The following is a 19,721-nucleotide window of genomic DNA, read 5'->3' on the forward strand; positions in this document are numbered from 1 at the left end:
GTACAGGTCTGAATTGAAAGTAGACCTACTTTCCTACTATGTACATAGCGCTAGTCGCACGCACGACTAGCGGAGCCAGGTCAGTGTCAGCAGCATGCCGATCAATACAAAGGGCGCAAAGGGTGGTTTTCTTGACAGCTCGGGAGCGAGGTATTGAAGCCGGGTCCTAAGCCCTTGACTCATATGCGGCCAGACCTTTGAAGCAATCAATAGCCACACCAGGCCAGACATTCCAGCGCCGATAAAACTGCCGAGCAAATGCAGGTTGTCGGTCGCCAGGCCGATCGTCGCCATCAGCTTCACATCGCCGGCCCCCAACTGCCCCAACCCATAACCGGGCAAGGTAAACAGCAGCGCCAGCAGCAATGCCCACCCACCCTGCACGTCAGGCGCACCCAGCCAGGTGGTGCCGGTCCACAACAGATAAATCAATGCCAACAACCCGACGCCCAAGGTCAGGCTGTTGGCGATATGCCGTTGCTGAACATCCTGTGCTGCGCAAAGCGCCAGCCAGATCAGTAGGACAAAACTCTGCATCCGGTAAAAATCGTCCGCTTTGGCTGAATGATTCTATGCTGATACCACGTAGTCGCTGTCAGGGTAGACGCACTCATGAAATCAGGCCTCCCCAAAAAGCAAAAAGGCGCGGTGGCGATTGAGTTCGCCCTGGTGTTCGTGATCTTTTTTGCGGTGTTCTACGGGATCGTCAGCTACAGCCTGCCGCTGTTGCTGGTGCAGTCATTCAATGAAGCCACGGCCGAGGCGGTCCGGCAAAGCGTCGCGCTTGATCCGAAGACGCCCAACTACCCAACGGCGATGGAGAACCTGGCAAACAGTGTTTTACAGCAGCAGCTGTCCTGGGTGCCAAGCACCTTCAACATCACCTTTGGTGTGGACGCCAAGGCGGCCTATAACGCAGGCACCGGTTTACTGACGGTCAGCGTGACGTACCCCACCAGCAAGCTGAATCAAGTCATTCCGTTCCTCGTCCTGCCAGGTGTCGGTACCGTGCCCAATCTGCCGACGAATCTGACAGCACAATCGAGTCTTCAATTTTGACACCTGGGGAAAAGCTCTTTGGCCGACTGCTCAATCGTCCGCCATTCCATGAGCCCGAAACGTCCTTCAGCCTGGTGACTCAGAACGTCGGATTGCACCTGCTGCTGAACCTTCAGGGCCAGGTACTGCAAATGAGTGGCCCCTTGCGTCATGCGTTGGCGCCGCGTCCTCACGCCGACCAACCCCCACACCTGATCGATTACCTGCTGCCCCACAGCCATTTGGTCGTCGAAGGCACACCCGCTGAATGGCAAGGCCAAAACCTGGACCTGGATTTCACCGGCCTCGGTGGCCAAACCCTGCACCTGCGCGGCTGGGTTCAGCCGACGCCTGACGGCTGGCTGCTGCAGTTGCTCGACATTGGTGATTTGCTGCACGAACGCCAACAGGCCCACAGCCGCGAGGAATGTCAGTCGTTTGCCGGGCATATGAGCGAACAGCTTCGCCTGTGCAGCCTGATGCGCCTGCCCGAGGTGCTGACCGAGCAACTTCAAGGCCTGGCCCAGCGCTGGCACATTCCCTGTGTGGCCATCGCGCTGCTCGACGATCAGGAACAAGGCTGGCTGATCCACAGCCAGTACAACGCCCACGATGCGCCGCAGTTGTGGCAAACCGGCCAACCGCTGGGCACCAGCCTGGACAGTTTGAGCGGTAATACGCCGTTGCGCTTGAACGTCGCGCATGGTTTCAGCGAGCACCCGCGGTTGCAGGGGACCTTCGGTAATACCGACGGATTTCTGGTGCCTTATCGGGACGATCACGGTGTGGCAGCCTGGTTGCTCTGTGGTTTTTACCCGGTGCAGCAACGGGCGCCGCAGCTTGGCGAGCGTGACTGGTCGCTGCTGGCCGCAGCGCTGGCCGGACCACTGCTGGGGCGTTTACGCGAGCAGCATCAACATCAACAACTGGAGCGACTCGAAGCCCTGCAAGGCTTGCTGGGCACCGGTTGGTGGGAGCTGTTCGGCAACATTGACGAGGTTCAACTGGCGCCGCAACTGGCGCTCACCCTGCACCTGGAAAGTGCCCGTTTACCGCTGGCCCAGTGGCTGACGCTGATTCATCCGGCCGACCGCCAAGAGCTGGCCAGCCGCGTGCAGGACCTGCAACAACACGGCAGGACCTTGCTGCTGTGCGTGCGCCTGCACCGCGCTGACGATGCCCAGACGCCAATCTGGTATCGCCTGCAAGGCCAAGTGCTGGGCATAGGTGAACAGCGTCGGCTGGTGGGGTTCATGCTCGACATCAGCGACATCAAGAATCAGCAACAACAAGCCGCCGCGGCCCATGCCCGCCTGGACAACCTGATAGCCAGTTCGCCGGCGGTGATCTACGTGCAGCGCTATGTCGAAGGTGCGCTGCAACCGAGCTTTTTCAGTGCCAGCCTGCTGCCGTTGCTCGGCTGGAACCTGAATGATTTAGCGGGCAACGCGTTGGTTGAGCGGGTTCATCCCGAAGACCGTGACCTGTATTTCGAGCGCAACCGCCAACTGCTGCGCGAGGGCTCGGTACGCACGCGTTACCGTCTGCGCGACCAGCGTGGCGACTACCACTGGCTGCTCGATGAAGCCCGGTTGCTGCGCGATGACCTCGGGCTGCCGGTAGAGGCGGTCGGCTTGTGGCTGGATGTCAGCGAAGCGACCCTGGCCGCCGAACAGGTCAAACAGAGCGAGGAGCGTTACCGGATTCTGGTGGAAGATTCGCCCGCGATGATCTGCCGCTACCGTCCCGACTTGACGCTGACGTTTGGCAATCGTCCGTTGGCGACGTACCTGGAATGCGCTCCCGAACAATTGCCGGGGGTCGATCTGGGCAGTTGGCTGTCGGCCGAACAGCGCGAAGCTTTTGTATTGCGTCTGCGCCAACTGACCCCGAAATTTCCGGTGAGCACTGCCGAGATCAGCCTGCAACTTCCCGGTCGTGAACACGCCTGGTGGGTCTGGTCGGATCGCGGGGTGTTCGATGAGCAGGGTCGTCTGGTGGAAATTCAGGCCGTGGGCCGCGACAACACCGAAGTCCGCCGTTCGCAACAACAGCTCACGCAGAGCGCAAAAATGGCCACCCTGGGAGAGATGGCCACCGGGCTGGCCCATGAAATCAACCAGCCACTCAACGTGATGCGCATGGCCATCGTCAACGTGCTCAAGCGCTTGAGCAACGGCGACGTGCAGATCGACTACCTGCAAGACAAACTCAAGCGTATCGACGCCCAGGTCCAGCGCGCGGCTCGGGTGGTCGATCACATGCGGGTGTTCGGGCGGCGCTCGGAAATCGAGCAACAGCTGTTCAACCCGGCACACGCGGTGGAAGGCACGCTGGCGTTGCTGGCCGAAGGCATGCGTGGCAAAGGCGTCGACTTGCGGATCAGCGAACTCGGCTTCGAGGCCAATGTTCGCGGTCATGTCGATCAGCTGGAGCAAGTGTTGATCAACCTGATGGTCAACGCTCGCGACGCACTGCTGAGCAAGCGCGAAGGCGATCCAGCGTTCAAGCCGTGGATTTCACTGTATGCCGAACGTGACGAGCACTCGATAAGGCTGTGGGTCGAGGACAACGGCGGCGGCATTGATCCGCGTTTGCTGGAGCGAATTTTCGAACCGTTCTTCACCACCAAACCGGTAGGTGTTGGCACCGGTCTGGGGTTGTCGGTGAGCTACGGCATCGTCGAGAACATGGGTGGACGGTTGAGCGTGCGCAACTCGATCCAGGGCGCGCGGTTCTGTATTGAGTTGCCGATTGCGTTGGCTGATCAGATCACCAGGTAGGCTTTGCCTTTTTGGCCGCAGGTGAGGTTGAAGCCCACATCGACCTTGTTGACGTCGATCCCCAGATTGAGCAGCAGGCTGTTCACCAGCGGATCGACCAAGGGGGCCAGCAGACCATCGATTGCGTTGACCAGCAGCGTTGTTACATCTGCCAGCAGCGATGACAGCGTGCTGAGCAGCAGTGCCGTCAGACCGTTAATCGTCGGTGTGTGCTGAATGAGTGTGATGCCACCCAAGGTTGCGCTCAAACTGCCAACCACACCCGATACCGAAACAGTGTGAAGCGGCAATGGCGATACATTGATGTCCTTGGGATTGTTGTAGGTGTAGTTCGGGTCACTGGTCCCGGCGATCGGGCTGTCGATCATGATTTCGCTGCCACCGCCCGTAAACGGCGTGCGCGCCCCACAGGTGAGGGTCAATCCCTGGCAGGTCCTGCTGCCGATATCGACCAGGGTTAACGGTGTAAGCGCTGACAACGGCGAGGAGGAGAACCAGATGGCAGGGTTGATCTGGCCGACTTTGACTTTGAGCGTGGAAATGTCCGTGGTCGCGGTAAGACTTTTACTGCTCGGACTGACGCATGAGTAATCGGTGACATAACTGCTCCCGATTCCCGCTTCGATCCCCACATCGAGGTTGAGGCCTTCAGGCGCTATTTGCAGGTCTGTTTGTGTGCAGGTTGCCAACAGGCACCCGGGTGCCAGCAATGTGTTGATAGAAACCACAATCGCGCTCAACAGCGTATTCACCAACTGCAACACCGCATTGATCAGAGAAAGGTCGACCGTTGTGAGCAGTCTTACCTGCGCCGTCTTCACATAGATCCGGTTCACGCCCAACGGGTCGGCCTTGGCCAGTTCCGGATCGCCGACGGCAGAAAACTGCGGCGGCTCAATCACTTTTACACGGGTTGTGACGCCCAGCAGCCCCAGTACGTTCACCGGTAGAACGGCAGTCACCGAACTGTTTTTATTCGCCAACTGCACAAAGCCCTGAACCAGCTGGAACAGTTGCACCGTGGCATCCAGGTCGGCCGTCGAGGTGTCTGCCTGAAGTTGCAGCACATCGCCAAGCTTGATCGGCGGTGCATTGCTGGCCCCCAGCTGCAAACTGGCCAAGGCCGTCGTTACATCGGCCGAGGCACCGTTCTGACCTGCAACCGTTGCAGCGGCGTGGATGAACTGAGTCACCGTTCCTTCTGTGCTGAGCAATGTAGTGTAGTCACCTGCGGTTACCCCCAGTTCGATGGCCAACTGGTCCATGAACTTCAGCAGGTTGATATCGGTATTGACCAGTCCATTCCAGCCCACGGCTGTCAGGTTCACGCTGCCACCCAGAAGGCTCGAGAACAGCGGATTCAAGAGATTCGACCTGGCGGTGTCGACGCTGGCGACCGAACTGCGAATGCTTAGCTGTGCCAGCGTCGGATTGGGCGCCGCGGCCACTGCCGTGGCGGTCAGCGTGGTATTGGCACTTAGCGAAGCCCCACTGAACAATGCCTGAATACCCGCCGCGGCACTGGTCGCTACCACGTTGGTGGCAACCACCTGAATGGCCAGCGATTGCGCGGCATTGGGGACGAAGGTGCGCAGGTTGGTCGGCGCTGTCGCCAGCGAACCGCAGGTGGTAGTCAAGGTGCTGGTGGGGCTGACGATGAACGCATTACGCACCGCGCTTTGCCCGGCATAACTGGCCGCCGTCAGGCCCGGCAGACAGGTACCGCCACGGCTGACCGCTTCCAGCGCGGCGTTGTCCACCACCCGTTGCAACTTGCGCTGCTCCAGATAGAGCCGGCCACTGTCGACCACCAACAGCGCAATCAAAAGCGCAAGGCCAAAGGTCATTGCCGCGAGCAAACCAATAGCGCCACGTTGTCCCGCTGGGCCTCGAAACTGCAAACGGGGAGACATCGAGCACTCCTTTGCCGGCGTACTGCCGAGCGCTACCTCCGGTGGTGCAGGCAGTGTAGTCAAGGCTCGAGCGCGGCGCTGGCAACTTGCCAGCGCCGATGATTCAAGTGCTTTATTTCGGTGGGTAATTGCTCAATATCCGCCCTACCGTCGCGTGAATCGCGGCGCTGCGGTCGGCGGGCTGCGGCGATCTGCTGAGCAACTGCTCATCGCTGCCACGCCAGACCAGCTTGCCATCCTTGCCATCGAGCAGGTCAATCTGAAGTGTCGCGACCTTGTAGGAGACGTTGCGGGTTTCGTTGTACATCGGTGCGCCCCAGTAGCCGTTCCAGGGGCCACCCCAAGCACCACCATAATTGGTGGTGATTTGCTGCTGGCGATCCTCGACGATCAGGTAGGTCCGCACATTGACGTCAGCCTTGGCACCGGTAGCGGCCGGGCGCAGGCCACGCTGGTCGAGTTGATCGGCAACCGCCTGGCGAATGCGTTGTTCGGTGAGGTCGCTCTTGATCCGCGGATCGTCGGGACGGTATTGCACGGCAGGCTCTTTCCAGGCCCAGCTGCGATAGGCGGCGAAGTCGCGGCTGGCGTCAAAATCGTGATTGACCTGGGTCGTTTGGCAGGCGCTGAGCAGTACGGCGAAAGCCAGTAATGAGAGGCGGCGGGACATGATTTTTCTCCGGTCCTAGGCAGGGAACCTAACTAGGAGGATACGCCGCTACCGCCCTTTCTACAGCTGTTCGTAACGCATCACCACGCTCTATTTCGTTGCCCTGAAGGCTCGTTTCAGCGCTGGCACTCCAGACCGGTTGCCCGGTGCTGGCGTCAAACAGATCCACCCGAATCACCAGCACTTGCACCTGATAGGTACGAACGATCGGCACCGTGTTGTACATCCCGTAACCATTGCCATAACGGTTATAACCGCCGTAGCCGCCATAGCTGTAATCCTCCTGAACCTGCTTCAGGCGGGTTTCCTGGTGCAGGTCGGCGCTGACCCACAGATCGGCCGGACGATTGTCGTGCAGCGGACGCAAACCCCGTTGATCCAGCGCATTGCTGATCGCTTCGGCGATCTGCGCCGAGTCGGCCAAGGCCGAGCCGTTGGGTAACCGGCCGTTGAGCCAGGCCCAGCTTTGGTAACGGCTGTAATCACGCGGAGCCGCCGGGTAGGCACTGCGGTCAAAGGTGTTGGCGGCTTGCGGCGGTGCCGGCGGTAACGGATTGGAGCTGGCGACATACGGATTGCTGCCCTGGCAGGCACCCAGCCCCAGACACAGCGTGATCAATCCCAAACGGCGTTTCATTGTCCTCTCCACAGAAGCGTCAGCATATACACGTCTTTTCGTTCTACCCCTTGTAGCAGCTGCCGAGCCTGCGAGGCTGCGTTCGAGGACGAAGTCCTCGTAAATCCTGGACCAGGAACGCGTGGCCTGATTCAACGACTGCTCCGCAGCCGAACGCAGCCTCGCAGGCTCGACAGCTGCTACGGGAGCCACGGTTCAGACCGGGCGACAGATCCAGTGCAGGTAACGCCCCAATCCCGCAAAACTCGGGTGACGACGGTGTGCCAGCTCCATTTCCAGCAAGTCGATCAGTTCGGCTCGGGCCTGGAACTCCAGCGGCATGTAGTCGTGAAAAACCCGCACTCCGCTCTGGGTTTCGACCTGCCACAAGCCTTCCAGTTGCGTCGCCAGTTCTCGCGGATCCAGAGGCATCTGCGGGGTCAGGCTCTGCTTCTCGCCAGCCATGTCGTTCTTGCGCATCTTGCGGAAATGGCCCTTGAGCAAGTTGCGATAAATCAGCGCGTCACGGTTATAGAACGCCAGCGACAACCAGCCGTCTTTAGTCGTCAGTTGATGCAGCACCGGCAGAATCGCATGGGGTTCGGCCAACCACTCCAGCACCGCGTGGCACAGCACCAGGTCGTAAGGTTCGGTGAGTTGACCGAGCAGCTCTTGCCACGGTGCCTGGATAAACGTCGCCGCTTGCCCTGCCTCGGCGAAGCGCTGGCGGGCGCCTTCGAGCATCGGTGCGGCAGGCTCGGCCAGGGTCACCTGATGGCCGCGCTGGGCCAGCCATAACGACATGTGCCCAAGACCTGCGCCGATATCCAGCACCCGCAACGGGCGATCCGGCAGGGTTTCGGCCAGGTCGGCCTGAAGCACCGCCAGACGGATTGCGCCTTTGGCACCGCCGTAGATTTTTTCGGCGAAACGGGTCGACAACTGATCGAAATGACGGTCGCTCATCAGCTGAACCGCCGTTCGCTGTCAGCCAGCTTACTGCGTACTACCTGTTCCATGTCCAACCCCAGCTCGCTGCACAGCAGCAGTAGATAAAGGACGATGTCGCCGACTTCCTGACCGGCATGCGCGAGTTTGTCCGCCGGCAACTGCCGCGACTGGTCTTCGCTCAGCCATTGGAAAATTTCCACCAGCTCAGCCATTTCGACACTGGCGGCCATGGCCAGGTTCTTCGGGCTGTGAAATTGCCGCCAGTCGTTGCGGTCACGGATGCAGTGTAGGCGTTCGGTCAGTTCAACAAGGTTCATCGGGCTCTCCTGAAGGCGTATAGCTTCGGGCGGATGGCGGATGAAGGCAAGCGCCGAACACTGCTGTCGCTTCGTGACAGTTCGCGAGCAAGCCCACTTGTATGTTGAGACTTGAAGGGGTGGGTGGGACTAAAAGCCCGATTCCGACTCTAGCCAGTACAGAGCGCAGAAGCTTGCCCAGTGGGCGCAGGCGTTCAGTTACTATTCGCGAATTCAAACCACCAAACCTCTATGCTTCAAGGGCGCTCGCCAGCCCTGACAATGGTCAAAGAGCTCAGCTCCGGCACCCACTCTTTCATCAGGACGTACACATGCAGGTAGATAGCTTTTTCGAATGGCTCGGTCAGGCGTTGGGTTCGGTCATCCGGTTCATCGTCGATACGCTCAGTGGGTTGTTCAGTGCCTTGACTCACGCCAGCGGCAATTTTGTCGACGGGCTGTCACGAGCACTGGGCATGGAGCCCTCGATCATCAGCATTCTGGTGCTGATCATCGGCTTGATGCTGCTGTACTCGGCGGTCCGCGCCTTCATGCGTGCGTCGATCATCGCCGGGATTATCTGGCTGGTGCTGGGGTTGTGGGTGTTGAGCTGGGTTGTTCACTGAACAACACCTCGCTCGCTCACGCACAACCTGTAGCAGCTGCCGAAGGCTGCGTTCGGCGGCGAAGCCGTCGTGAATGGCATGCCAAGGTCCCTCTGGATGACCGCGTCGTCAGCTTGGCGAGTGCTTCGCTCTCGAACGCAGCCTTCGGCAGCTGCTACAGGGGAGGTGCCGAGCCCGAAATCCCTTGAATTACCGGCATCAGGGCAAGCTCCCTCTTCACCAAAAGCCCGCTTTCACAAGACCGCTGACGCTTGGATCTACCGCTACAATGCCCGTTCTCGAAAGGAGCCTGAATGTCTACGTTGATCACCGACTGGCGCGATCGTGCGACCCATCGCCGCGTCTGGGCGCTTGCCGCGCCGATGATTCTTTCGAACATTTCCGTGCCGCTGGTGGCGCTGGTCGACAGCACGGTGGTCGGCCACCTGCCTCACGCGCATCAGCTCGGCGCGGTCGCGGTGGGCGCCAGCCTGTACACCTTTCTGGCCTGGGCCATGGGTTTCCTGCGCATGGGCTCCACCGGCTTTGCGGCGCAGGCGGCCGGGCGCGGTGATGGCGCGGCATTGCGGCAGATCCTGCTGCAAGGCTTGCTATTGGCGATGGGGCTGGCGCTGCTGCTCGGGATGCTGGGTGTACCGCTCAGTGGCGTGGCGTTGCACTTCATGCAGCCATCGGCCGAGCTCGATCAACTGACCCGCGAGTTTTTCCATACCCGGCTGTTTGGCTTACCGGCGGCGCTGGCCAGTTATGCACTGGTCGGCTGGTTCCTCGGTACCCAGAACGCCCGCGCACCGCTGGCGATTCTGCTGACCACCAACCTGGTGAATATCGCTCTGAACCTGTGGTTCGTCATTGGCCTGCAATGGGGCGTTGTCGGGGCGGCTCGCGCGTCAGTGATCGCCGAATGGACCGGCGCCCTGCTCGGCCTGGCCATGACCCGTCATGCCCTGCGCGCCTACCCCGGGCATATCGCCTGGGCGGCACTGGCGCTGTGGCAGAGTTGGCGACCGCTGCTGGCGGTCAATCGCGATATCTTCATTCGCAGTCTGGCGCTGCAATCGGTGTTTTTCATGGTGACCGTGCAAGGCGCACGGCTCGGCGATGCGACCGTCGCGGCCAATGCGCTGCTACTCAATGGTTTGCTATTAACGGCCCATGCCCTGGATGGCCTGGCCCATGCGGTGGAGGCCCTGTGCGGCCACGCCATCGGTGCTCGTGACCGTCAGGCCTTGCGTCGGTCCCTGGTGGTCGCCTGCGGCTGGTCATTGATCGCCAGCCTGGGTTTTGCGCTGCTGTTCTTCTGCGCCGGACATTTGTTCATCGAGATGCAGACCAACATCCAGGGCGTGCGCGACACGGCGTTCGTCTATTTGCCGTATCTCGCCGCACTGCCGCTGATCGCCGTCTGGAGCTACTTGCTCGACGGCCTGTTCATCGGTGCGACCCGTGCCCGGGAAATGCGCAACGGCATGCTGCTGACGGTCCTGCTGTTGCTGCCATTTGCCTGGGCACTGCAAGGGTTCGGCAACCATGGACTGTGGCTGACCTTTCTACTGTTCATGGTGCTACGCAGCCTGACGCTTGGAGCATTCGCCTGGATCCTGCGCAAGAACGATGGCTGGTTCACATTTCAGCGCTCGTAGCAGCTGCCGAGCCCGCGAGGCTGCGTTAGAGGCGGGCCGCGTTCGGACGAAGTCCTCGCAAATCCTGCGTACGCGGTTTACCTGACAGAACGTGTTGCCTGATTTTACGACCGCTGCGCGGCCGAACGCTGCCTCGCGGGCTCGACAGCTGCTACGAGTGCCGTTCTTCGTCGTGATTTATGAATTCAGGAGCGATAGTTTTGCCAGCGGTTGCGCAGGCTGTCGAGCCGCTCTTGCTGAGTGCGCCCCGGCAGGTGTTCTATGGGTGTGGCCGACGGGTATTGCAAACGCAATCGCATCCAGCCATCGAGCACCGTGCGCTCGCTGAAACCCTGTTCGAGTCCTTCCTGCACAAAAGACCAGATCGCTTCAAAGTCATGGCCCGTCGAGCGACTCCAGTGCCACGCATGGCGCTCCAGCAGGCAGGCTTGCAACTTGTTCTGCTGGTGAAGACTGAGGTTGTCTTCGATGGCCAGCTCGCTGACGGTCAACCGTGGATTGACCAAATGCAACCACCCCAGACTGCCAATCGCCCGGTCCGCCCAGGTCCCGCCGTGCCAGTAAAGCCTATCGATCGGCCCTAGCCAACGGCTCAACTCGTGGGCATCGCAGGCATCAAAAAAGTAACTGGCGATAAAGGGGTTGTAATAGCTGAGCAAGCCTTTGTAATGAACTCCGAACGTGACCGTGAGCATACGTCGAAGGTGCCCGAGCAATTGCTCCGGGGATGCGGAGCTGACCAGCAACAACCCCGGCCAGTCCATCGGCTCGTCGTGACAACATTGCATCAGCGACGATTGCGCCGACAGCTCGATCAACTGCGGCCCCTGGTCGCGCAACGCATGCAAATCAGTGCTCTCGAACAACGCATAACGCGGTGCGTCGGCAAACCGCTGCTGCACGCTCCACCCTGCCTGCGGTGCGCCCGGCACATCCAGCAAAAGCCATTGAGCCGACTGGGCAGCAATCATGCCGCACCACTTTGGCCGAGCCCTGCCACTGTGCGGCAGGCGCAGATCGCTTGCCGGCAATGCATGAAGCTTCCCCCTCCGGGTATCAGACACAGCAACACCAAGGGCTGACTGCTCTGAACCAATGCCAACAAGTCTTGGCGATCCTCGGGCGATAAATCTTCCAGTGCCGGGCGCGCCTCCCCGATCGCTGAGGGCGGGGAGGTTTCGGCCGACAACACGCTGTCGACGTTCAACGCCGTCCCCCGAAATATGCCGGTGATCAATGGCTGGTCCGGGTCGCCCTCGATAAAGCTTACGCAGACTTCTACCCCCGCCGTTAAACCGGAATCCGACTCTACAGACACTTGGGGCGAAACCGGCAGCCAGCAATGGCTGGGCCGTGCCCCCTCACCCTGATAAAGCCAATCGAATTGAACGGGGATCCGTAGCGCCGAGTCGCTGCGGAGTTCATCGACGTTGACCACCCAACCACGCTGCACGCTGCTCATCCGAGGCTTGACGCTTGGACAAAACGCTACGAACGGTGCCTCCCAGGGAATCGCATCAATGCGGTTGTGGTAGTACGGCACCTGCGCCTGGCTGCCCGAATGCTCGACCCGGGTCAGCAGCCACAGGTGATTCCAGTCAGCAAACGGATGGCCCGACAACGGCATCAGCATGCCGCTACGCAGGTTCGGCAGGTCCGTTTCACCTTCTGCGACGGGTTGGGGCGACCGATCCTGAGCGGCCACATCAACCTGGGCACGAACCTTGAAACGCCTGACTGCCGGTACAGTGCCCAGCGCATCGAAGGTTGCGCTGTCACCTGGGCGCAAGTTTCGTCGAGAGTCAGTGAAGATCAGGCAATGACCCTGCTTGCGGTGCTGAAAGTGGTAGTGAATCCGCTCCTGCTCGCACAGACGCTGAAGAAACGCCAAATCCGACTCACGGTACTGGGTGCAAAAATCCCGCACGGGGTAGTCGTTCCTGAGCTCGAATCGACAGTTTTTTTCATCTATGCCGTGCTCCTTCAATACCTGAACCAGAATCTGCGGGACTGACAGCCCGGTGAAAATTCGCTGGCTGCAGCGTTGCGCCAGACAGGCCAGCCTCGGCCCAAGGCACAGACGCCAGAGCGCCGGCACCGCTTCGTCATGAAGCGGAGTGAGGTCATGAATCTGTCCGTGGATACCGGTGCCCGCGCCCCCGAACCCCAGGTACGCCGAGCGAAACATCAGGCTCGCGATATCCAGCCGCAGCTCATCGAACTGCAGATCCAGCTGGAAAGCAAAGGGCTGGCTGATGGACTCGTAGCCGGTAAAGCCGACAACGACAAAGGGTTGGGGCTGACCCGCTATCTCCAGACGAAATGACGGCTCGTTGACGGGATCGAACATCGGCGTTTCTCTACAGGAGGGACGGCCGGGGATTCTCGCTGAGAGACATGGCCGAGTAGAGTGCCGAAGTACAACTTAGGAAATGACCTACGCGAAATGAAGACCACACAGCGTTGAAAGTGCGTGGGCACGGCAAATCGCTACAAAAATAAAGAAATGCCGTACCAGGTTCTCCGAAAACTCCGCACTACGCGGAGTATTTTCCGACAACCTGGTCACAGCGGTTCGCTACCTCAAGAAGACAGGTAAGACGAACGAGTCAGACCCAGGCGCAAGGCATCGAGGTACTGAGTACGCTCGGTGGCACTGATTCGGGCGCTGGCCACCTTGTCGCGGTAGTGCGTCATCAGCTCTTCCGGCGACAAGTGCACGTAACGCAGCATGTCTTCGATGGTGTCGTGGGTTTCGATACCAGCGTGGTAAACACTGCCGTCAGCATTCTGGTAGATGTTCACCGAGTCGGTGTCACCGAACAGGTTGTGCATGTCACCGAGAATTTCCTGGTAAGCGCCCACCAGGAAAATCCCCAGCAGGTAGTCTTCGCCATCATTGAGCCCGTGTACCGGCAGGCTGGTTTCGATGCTCTGCTCGTCGACGTACTGCTTGATCTTGCCGTCGGAGTCGCAGGTCAGGTCTTGCAGCACGGCACGGCGCATCGGCTCTTCATCAAGACGGTGCAGCGGCAGAATCGGCAGGACCTGGCCGATGGCCCAAGTGTCCGGCAGGCTCTGGAATACCGAGAAGTTGCAGATGTACTTGTCGGCCAGCTTGTCGTTGAGTTCGTCGAGCACCTGACGGTGCGAGCGCTGACGGGCTTTCAACGAGTTGTGCAGGCGACGGCAGACGGCGAAGTAGCATTGCTCGGCCAGGGCTTTCTCGGCCAGGGTCAGCTTGCCATCGGCGTACTGGCTCGCCACGTCGCTCATGTAGTGAGTCGCGCGCCAGTAAGTTTCGGTGACCATCTCGATATCGGTCGGACCGAGCAGGTCGACCAGCCATTGCACGGTTTCCGGCAGTTCTTCCTTGTTCTCGATCATCGGCACGTCGTCGTTGTGTTTCTCGACGTCGGTGACCTGTACCACCAGCATGGCGTGGTGAGCGGTCAGCGAACGACCACTCTCGGAGAAGATATTCGGATGCGGCAGGCTCTGCGCGTCGCAGAATTCCTTGAGCATGCCGACCACGACACCGGCGTAATCGTCCATGTCGTAGTTGATCGAGCTGGCGTTACGCGAGTGAGTACCGTCGTAGTCGACACCCAGGCCACCACCCACGTCGATGTGATCCACCGGCAGACCAAGGTTGCGCAGTTCGCCGTAGTAACGGATCGCTTCCTTGAAGCCGTGCTGGTAGTCCGCCAGGTTGGCGATCTGCGAGCCCATGTGGAAGTGCAGCAAACGAATGCCTTGATCCAGACCGGCTGCACGGAAGCGCTCGACTACCGACAGCAACTGGGCAGCAGACAGCCCGAACTTGGACTTTTCGCCACCCGTGTCAGCCCATTTGCTCGATGCCAGGGACGACAGGCGAACCCGCAGGCCGACTTGAGGCTTGACCTTCAGCGAGGCTGCTTCTTCGATCACCAGGCCGACTTCGGATTCTTTCTCGATCACGATGAACACGTTGTGGCCCAGCTTCTGGCCCATCAGCGCCAGACGGATGAACTCACGGTCCTTGTAACCGTTGCAGACGATGGTGCCGCCCTTTGGCGCCAGGGCCAGCACGGCCAGCAGTTCCGGCTTGGAACCCGCTTCCAGGCCGATGGACACGTTCTGGGTGGCGATGATGTTCTCGATCACCGCTTCCTGCTGGTTAACCTTGATCGGGTACAGGGCGGTGTACTTGCTCTGGTATTCCAGACGCTCGATGTTCGCGTCGAAGGCGCCGGTCAGCTGACGGACACGGTCTTGCAGGATGTCCGGGAAGCGCACCAGCAGAGGCAAGGACAGGCCGCTTTTGCGCAGCTGTGCGACTTGCTCGAACAGATCGATAGGCGAGCTGTTCGGGCCGTTCGGACGAACTTCTACGCGACCGGCGTCACTGATCGCGAAATACCCGGCCCCCCAATGGCGAATCCCGTAAACACTGCGGCTGTCCGCAACTGTCCATTGGCTGCCATCGTCTTTGCGTGTGCGTCGTACGGACATCGAAGTCCCCTATAAAGAAGTCAAAGAGCGCCACCCGGGTTGAGGGCTGGCGCAGTCTAAAGTGAAAAAATGACGATTAGCCTGCAAGCGGGATAGACCACACTTGCAGCGCTGAGTTTAGAAACCGGTCAGAACAGGCTCTGTGAAAACCATGGAGACGACGTTCAACCTGAATCGGATCAGGACTGCATCAAGTCGGGGTGGTTTTCACAGAGGCTGCTAGCCGCCGGATTTCTTCGCTTTGAAACCGTGTTTGATCAGCTCTGCCAAGAGTAGCTCGACATGATCGCCCTGGATCTCGATGATCCCGTCCTTCAACGCACCACCGGTGCCGCAACGTTTCTTCAACGTCGTGGCGAGATCCTTCAGCGCGTCTTCGGCCAGCGGCACGCCGCTGATCGTGGTCACCGTCTTGCCGCCCCGGCCCTTGCTTTCGCGGCGCACGCGCGCGATGCCGTCACCGGCCGGAATAACGGTTTGTTTGCAGATGCAGGCTGCCACCGGCTGGCTACAGTCCGGGCAATGTCGACCTGCGTCGGTGGAAAATACCAGGCCACCAAGGGCGGCGAAGGATGCGGCTTTTTTGGCCACCGGCAATCCTCTTGGGAGGACAAAGACTGGTCGCAGCAACGTTGGCACGTGCTATCGACCGCGAAGCCCCACTCAGGCAGGGGCAGCGCTACTGGACCGGACGCCCTTACAAAAAGGAGTGCCGGTTCAGCTTGAAAAGGTCGCGCAGTGTAACGGCAAAAAGCGCACTTGCTAAGAGCCAATCGGCGCCATTTTATAGATCTTTTGCGACGCCCTTTACAGTGTCGCCCCCGCGCGCGCGCAGATAGCGCTTCAACGCCGCCAGAGAGTCCGGGCAGTAAGGCTTCTGGGTGATTTCCTGCATCACCTGCTCGAGAGGAATAAAGAGGGCCTGAAGCACTTCTTCCGGCTGCAGGATCAACGGCCCGTCCCAGACTGCCGAAAACGCCGAACACCACAGGCGATTGCCAGTGTCTTCAAAGAAAAAGTGATCATGGGCGGTCAGCTCGACCCCACTGACGCCCAACTCTTCTTCCAGTTCACGGGCCGCCGATTCGGCGTAGGTTTCGCTCGCCAGGACCATGCCGCCCGCCGCCACATCCCAGAACCCCGGATAGATGGCTTTGCTGAACGTGCGCTGATGCACGCACAGTTCACCGGCCGAGTTGAACAGCATGATGTAAGTGCCGCGTCCGATCAGCCCGCGCTCGCGCAAGTCCGAGCGCACCAGCGAACCGAGCAGGTTGTCCTGCTCGTCGACCCAGGCGATCTGTTCGGCGTCCGAGGCTGCGCGGTGCGCAGTCTCATTGACGTTATCAACCATGACTCAGCCCTGATTGAGCAATTGACGCAAATCGATAACTGCCGCGTTGGCCCGCGAGATGTAGTTGGCCATGACCAGCGAGTGGTTGGCCAAAATCCCGAAACCGCTGCCGTTGAGGATCATCGGGCTCCAGACTGTTTCCTGGGATGCCTCCAGTTCACGAATGATCTGACGTACGCTGACCGTCGCGTTCTTCTTCGCCAGTACATCGGCGAAATCGACTTCGATGGCGCGCAGCAAATGCGACAGCGCCCAAGCCTGACCGCGCGCTTCATAGAATACGTCGTCGATCTGCAGCCAAGGGGTTTCCACTCGCTCTTCGTCCAGCTGCGGCACCTGACCCGGCGCCAGGGTTTCGGTTTTCAGCGCGGTGTTCAGCTTGACCCGGCCAACGCTGGCCGACAGGCGTTGCGACAGCGAACCCAAGCGGGTCGCGACATCACCCAGCCAGTTGTTCAGGTTGTCGGCACGCGCATAGAACTGGGCGTTTTTTTGCGTTGGATCGGACAGGCGAGCCTGGTAGCGGCTCAGGGAGTTGATGCCTTCCTGGTATTCCGACTCGCTGGACGGCAGCATCCAGCTCTTGTTGTCGAAGTTGAAACGCGGCTCGGCCTTGGCCAGATCGGCGTCTTCAGCCGATTGCGATTGCGAACGGGCAAAGTCTTTACGCAAGGCGCGAGTCAGATCGCGGACTTGCACCAGCACGCCATATTCCCAATTCGGCATGTCGTCCAGCCACAAGCCCGGTGGAAAACGGTCGTTGGAAATATAGCCACCCGGCTTGTGCAGCAAGGTACCGGCGACGGTCTTGAGGGTTTCGACCGTGGTGTAGCCGATGACCATCTGCTTGCCTTCCTTCTCGGCAGCCAGTTGTGCGTTCTGCTGAACCGGAAACAGCGCAGGTTCATGGCTCCAATACCAGCCCAGGGCGAGGACCACCAGCAAATACAGGCCAATCAAGGTGGCCAATGCGCGGCTGAACAGCAGGCCACCTAAATAGCTGCGGGTTGCCGACTTGGGTTCGGCGGCACGTTCAGGCGCGCTGCCTGTGCGGTTCTTCCAGTCCAGCATGGCGATATCCTTTCAATCACTTGAGTTCGTCGGTTCGACCACAACCCTACTCCATCGTGCTTTGTTGCGAGCAGATTAAATCTGCCCGGCAGACAGTGGATCGCACAGTGGTTGCGAGTCGAGCAGCCACTATAAATGAAGCACAGCGTTGATCCTATGCGACCAGTCGGTCAGGAACTGAATAACGTCGCTTTACAGTTTATTGATGTACGACACTCATGCCATTGGAAAGAGGTGCTAGCATAGAGCCACCAGTCGACCTCAGCATGCACCCTAACTAGTAGTCAGGATATGACCGAGCCAGAAGACCCCAGCCGTGAGCGCCTCAAGCACCACTTTGCCCAGCGGGTAATTCATCAAGCACGTCAGATTCTTGAGATATGGCAGCGCCTGCAACGCTGTGAATGGTCAGGCGCCGACCTGGCAGAGCTGAGTGAAGCGAACCTGCGGCTGCTGCGTTTCGCCGAACGTTTCGAACAACCCGAACACACCCACCTGGCGCACAGCATCAGCCAGTCGCTTGCAGCCGTCGACGCCAATCGCGGACGCCTGAGCAGCGGGCTGATCACCGACCTCAATCGCCTGATGCAGCGCCTGTCGCGCACCGGCCTGCGGCATGGCGACCAGCTCGAACAAACCTTTCTACCGCCACTGCGCAAGCCGATCTACGTGATGCTGCAAGATCACGACCGCGCCGAGCGACTGGCCAAGCAACTCGAGTTTTTCGGGCTCAGCGCGCAATCGCTGGACAGCGTGGCGGCGTTTCGCTCCTCGATGGTCGAGCGGTTGCCGGCAGCGATTGTCATGGACGTCGACTTCAGCGGCCCCGGCATGGGCCTGCAACTGGCAGCCGAAGCTCAGGAAGGCCTGGAGCAGAAACTGCCGCTGCTGTTTTTCAGCCTGCTGGAAACCGACACCCCGACCCGCCTCGCGGCCGTACGCGCTGGCGGCCAGGAGTTTCTGACCGGCACCCTCGAAGCGTCGAGCCTGCTGGAAAAGATCGAAGTGCTGACCTGCGTCGCCCAGTACGAACCTTATAAAGTGCTGATCATCGACGACTCCCGCGCCCAGGCCCTGCATACCGAGCGCCTGCTCAACAGCGCCGGGATCGTCACCCGCACCTTGATCGAGCCGATTCAGGCGATGGCCGAACTGGCGGATTTCCAGCCGGACCTGATCATCCTCGACATGTACATGCCCGCCTGCACCGGTACCGAGCTGGCCAAGGTGATCCGGCACAACGACCGTTACGTCAGCGTGCCGATCATCTACTTGTCGGCCGAAGACGACCTGGACAAGCAGCTTGACGCCATGAGCGAAGGTGGCGACGACTTCCTGACCAAACCGATCAAGCCGCGGCACCTGATCACCACCGTACGCAACCGTGCGGCCCGGGCGCGCAACCTCAAGGCGCGGATGGTCCGTGACAGCCTGACCGGCCTCTATAACCACACTCATATTCTGCAATTGCTCGAAGACTGCAGCTTCCGCGCCCGTCGCGAGAACAAGCCATTGAGCTTTGCGATGCTCGACATTGACCATTTCAAGCGGGTCAACGACAGCCACGGCCACCCCATGGGCGACCGGGTGATCAAGAGCCTGGCGCTGTTTCTCAAGCAACGCCTGCGCAAGACCGACTTCATCGGCCGGTATGGCGGTGAAGAGTTCGCCATCGTGATGCCGGACACCGATATCGAATCGGCCTGTAAAGTGCTCGATGAAATCCGCCAGCGCTTTGCCGAGATCCACTACCCGGCCCAGCCGCAGGACCTCTGGTGCACCTTCAGCGCCGGTGTGGTGGACCTGCATGAAGACTCCGACAGCCTGATGATGGCCAGCCAGGCGGACGAAGCGCTGTACCGCGCCAAGCACGCCGGACGCAATCGCGTTCAAGCCGCGCGGTCGTCAAGTCAAAGTGCCACTTTTTCACCTGAATCCACTGATTCGGTCATAACCCTGTAACACAAACGCAATAACTTCAGGCACTTACCATTCTGTCGTTGGTAGAACCGCGATGCGCCTGAAGTTGCTGACCAATCTCAATACCCTGCTTTTAGTCGCGGTGTGCCTCGCACTCGGCGCCACCCTCTGGTGGTCGCAAAAAGCCCTGGAGCGTCCTTATCTGTTGATGGAGCGCTACCTGGGCCTGTCGCAGCACTTTCAAAATCAAGTGGCGCGCAACGTCGAAGATTACCTGGCCAGCGGCGATGCCCTGCGCCTGAGCAGCGCCAGCCAAGCCATCGAGACCCTGCAAAAAGAACTC

General features: G+C 60.0%; 17 protein-coding genes. 5 read left to right on the top strand and 12 right to left on the bottom strand.

Annotated elements, in window-relative coordinates:
• Positions 1-66 precede the first annotated feature (66 nt).
• Entirely contained in the window at positions 67-537 is a 471-nt protein-coding gene (locus AC1DIG_RS19535; RefSeq protein ID WP_477768620.1) for a prepilin peptidase, read from the bottom strand.
• Between the two features lie 75 nt (positions 538-612).
• Here AC1DIG_RS19535 and AC1DIG_RS19540 point away from each other — a divergent pair, with 75 nt between their 5' ends.
• Together AC1DIG_RS19540 and AC1DIG_RS19545 are read left to right on the top strand one after the other, a co-directional pair.
• Positions 613-1,059, top strand: coding sequence for a TadE/TadG family type IV pilus assembly protein (locus AC1DIG_RS19540; RefSeq protein ID WP_477768621.1), 447 nt, complete (start codon positions 613-615; stop codon positions 1,057-1,059).
• Entirely contained in the window at positions 1,056-3,821 is a 2,766-nt protein-coding gene (locus AC1DIG_RS19545; protein WP_477768622.1) for an ATP-binding protein, read from the top strand. Before AC1DIG_RS19540 ends, AC1DIG_RS19545 begins: the two co-directional genes overlap by 4 nt.
• On the opposite strand, the gene AC1DIG_RS19550 is transcribed toward AC1DIG_RS19545, so the two are convergent.
• The 5 genes from AC1DIG_RS19550 to AC1DIG_RS19570 all read right to left on the bottom strand — a co-directional run bounded on the left by AC1DIG_RS19550 (position 3,806) and on the right by AC1DIG_RS19570 (position 8,288).
• Positions 3,806-5,734 (bottom strand): pilus assembly protein TadG-related protein, encoded by a 1,929-nt coding sequence (locus tag AC1DIG_RS19550; RefSeq protein WP_477768623.1) that lies wholly within the window; start codon positions 5,732-5,734, stop codon positions 3,806-3,808. The two genes, AC1DIG_RS19545 and AC1DIG_RS19550, sit on opposite strands and share 16 nt — an antisense overlap.
• Before the next feature lie 112 nt (positions 5,735-5,846).
• On the bottom strand, positions 5,847-6,404 hold the full coding sequence (locus AC1DIG_RS19555; protein WP_477768624.1) for a DUF4136 domain-containing protein: 558 nt from the start codon (positions 6,402-6,404) through the stop codon (positions 5,847-5,849).
• A 28-nt stretch (positions 6,405-6,432) separates the two neighbouring features.
• Positions 6,433-7,041 (bottom strand): DUF4136 domain-containing protein, encoded by a 609-nt coding sequence (locus AC1DIG_RS19560; RefSeq protein WP_477768625.1) that lies wholly within the window; start codon positions 7,039-7,041, stop codon positions 6,433-6,435.
• A 195-nt stretch (positions 7,042-7,236) separates the two neighbouring features.
• Positions 7,237-7,986 carry a methyltransferase domain-containing protein gene (locus AC1DIG_RS19565; protein ID WP_477768626.1) on the bottom strand — a complete coding sequence of 250 codons (750 nt, stop codon included), beginning with the start codon at positions 7,984-7,986 and terminating at the stop codon, positions 7,237-7,239.
• The gene (locus tag AC1DIG_RS19570) at positions 7,986-8,288 is read right to left on the bottom strand and encodes a MazG-like family protein (RefSeq protein WP_054595452.1); all 303 of its coding nucleotides are present in this window, start codon (positions 8,286-8,288) and stop codon (positions 7,986-7,988) included. The genes AC1DIG_RS19565 and AC1DIG_RS19570 overlap by 1 nt, the downstream gene beginning before the upstream one ends.
• A 311-nt stretch (positions 8,289-8,599) precedes the next feature.
• On the opposite strand from AC1DIG_RS19570, the gene AC1DIG_RS19575 reads away from it, so the two are divergent.
• A complete protein-coding gene (locus AC1DIG_RS19575) occupies positions 8,600-8,893 on the top strand; it encodes a hypothetical protein (RefSeq protein WP_054595451.1) in 294 nt (97 codons plus the stop codon).
• A gap of 293 nt (positions 8,894-9,186) precedes the next feature.
• Positions 9,187-10,536: an MATE family efflux transporter gene (locus AC1DIG_RS19580; RefSeq protein ID WP_477768627.1), complete on the top strand. Its 1,350-nt coding sequence runs from the start codon at positions 9,187-9,189 to the stop codon at positions 10,534-10,536.
• A 185-nt stretch (positions 10,537-10,721) separates the two neighbouring features.
• On the opposite strand, the gene AC1DIG_RS19585 is transcribed toward AC1DIG_RS19580, so the two are convergent.
• From AC1DIG_RS19585 to AC1DIG_RS19610, 6 genes are all read right to left on the bottom strand, one after another.
• Complete coding sequence (locus tag AC1DIG_RS19585; RefSeq protein WP_477768628.1) at positions 10,722-11,507, bottom strand: DUF4123 domain-containing protein; 786 nt, start codon at positions 11,505-11,507, stop codon at positions 10,722-10,724.
• A complete protein-coding gene (locus tag AC1DIG_RS19590) occupies positions 11,504-12,886 on the bottom strand; it encodes a contractile injection system protein, VgrG/Pvc8 family (protein WP_477768629.1) in 1,383 nt (460 codons plus the stop codon). Before AC1DIG_RS19590 ends, AC1DIG_RS19585 begins: the two co-directional genes overlap by 4 nt.
• Positions 12,887-13,119: 233 nt before the next feature.
• The gene (gene speA, locus AC1DIG_RS19595; protein ID WP_477768630.1) at positions 13,120-15,033 is read right to left on the bottom strand and encodes an arginine decarboxylase; all 1,914 of its coding nucleotides are present in this window, start codon (positions 15,031-15,033) and stop codon (positions 13,120-13,122) included.
• Positions 15,034-15,252: 219 nt separating this feature from the next.
• A complete protein-coding gene (locus AC1DIG_RS19600) occupies positions 15,253-15,624 on the bottom strand; it encodes a translation initiation factor Sui1 (protein WP_477768631.1) in 372 nt (123 codons plus the stop codon).
• A 193-nt stretch (positions 15,625-15,817) separates the two neighbouring features.
• Positions 15,818-16,387, bottom strand: a complete 570-nt coding sequence (locus AC1DIG_RS19605) for an NUDIX hydrolase (protein ID WP_477768632.1) — start codon at positions 16,385-16,387, stop codon at positions 15,818-15,820.
• Positions 16,388-16,390: 3 nt separating this feature from the next.
• Positions 16,391-17,458 (bottom strand): DUF2333 family protein, encoded by a 1,068-nt coding sequence (locus AC1DIG_RS19610; RefSeq protein ID WP_477768633.1) that lies wholly within the window; start codon positions 17,456-17,458, stop codon positions 16,391-16,393.
• Positions 17,459-17,749: 291 nt separating this feature from the next.
• Here AC1DIG_RS19610 and gcbA point away from each other — a divergent pair, with 291 nt between their 5' ends.
• Entirely contained in the window at positions 17,750-19,420 is a 1,671-nt protein-coding gene (gcbA, locus tag AC1DIG_RS19615; RefSeq protein ID WP_477768634.1) for a diguanylate cyclase GcbA, read from the top strand.
• Positions 19,421-19,721 lie beyond the last annotated feature (301 nt).

The sequence above is a fragment of the Pseudomonas sp. 05N431 genome (assembly GCF_056397005.1).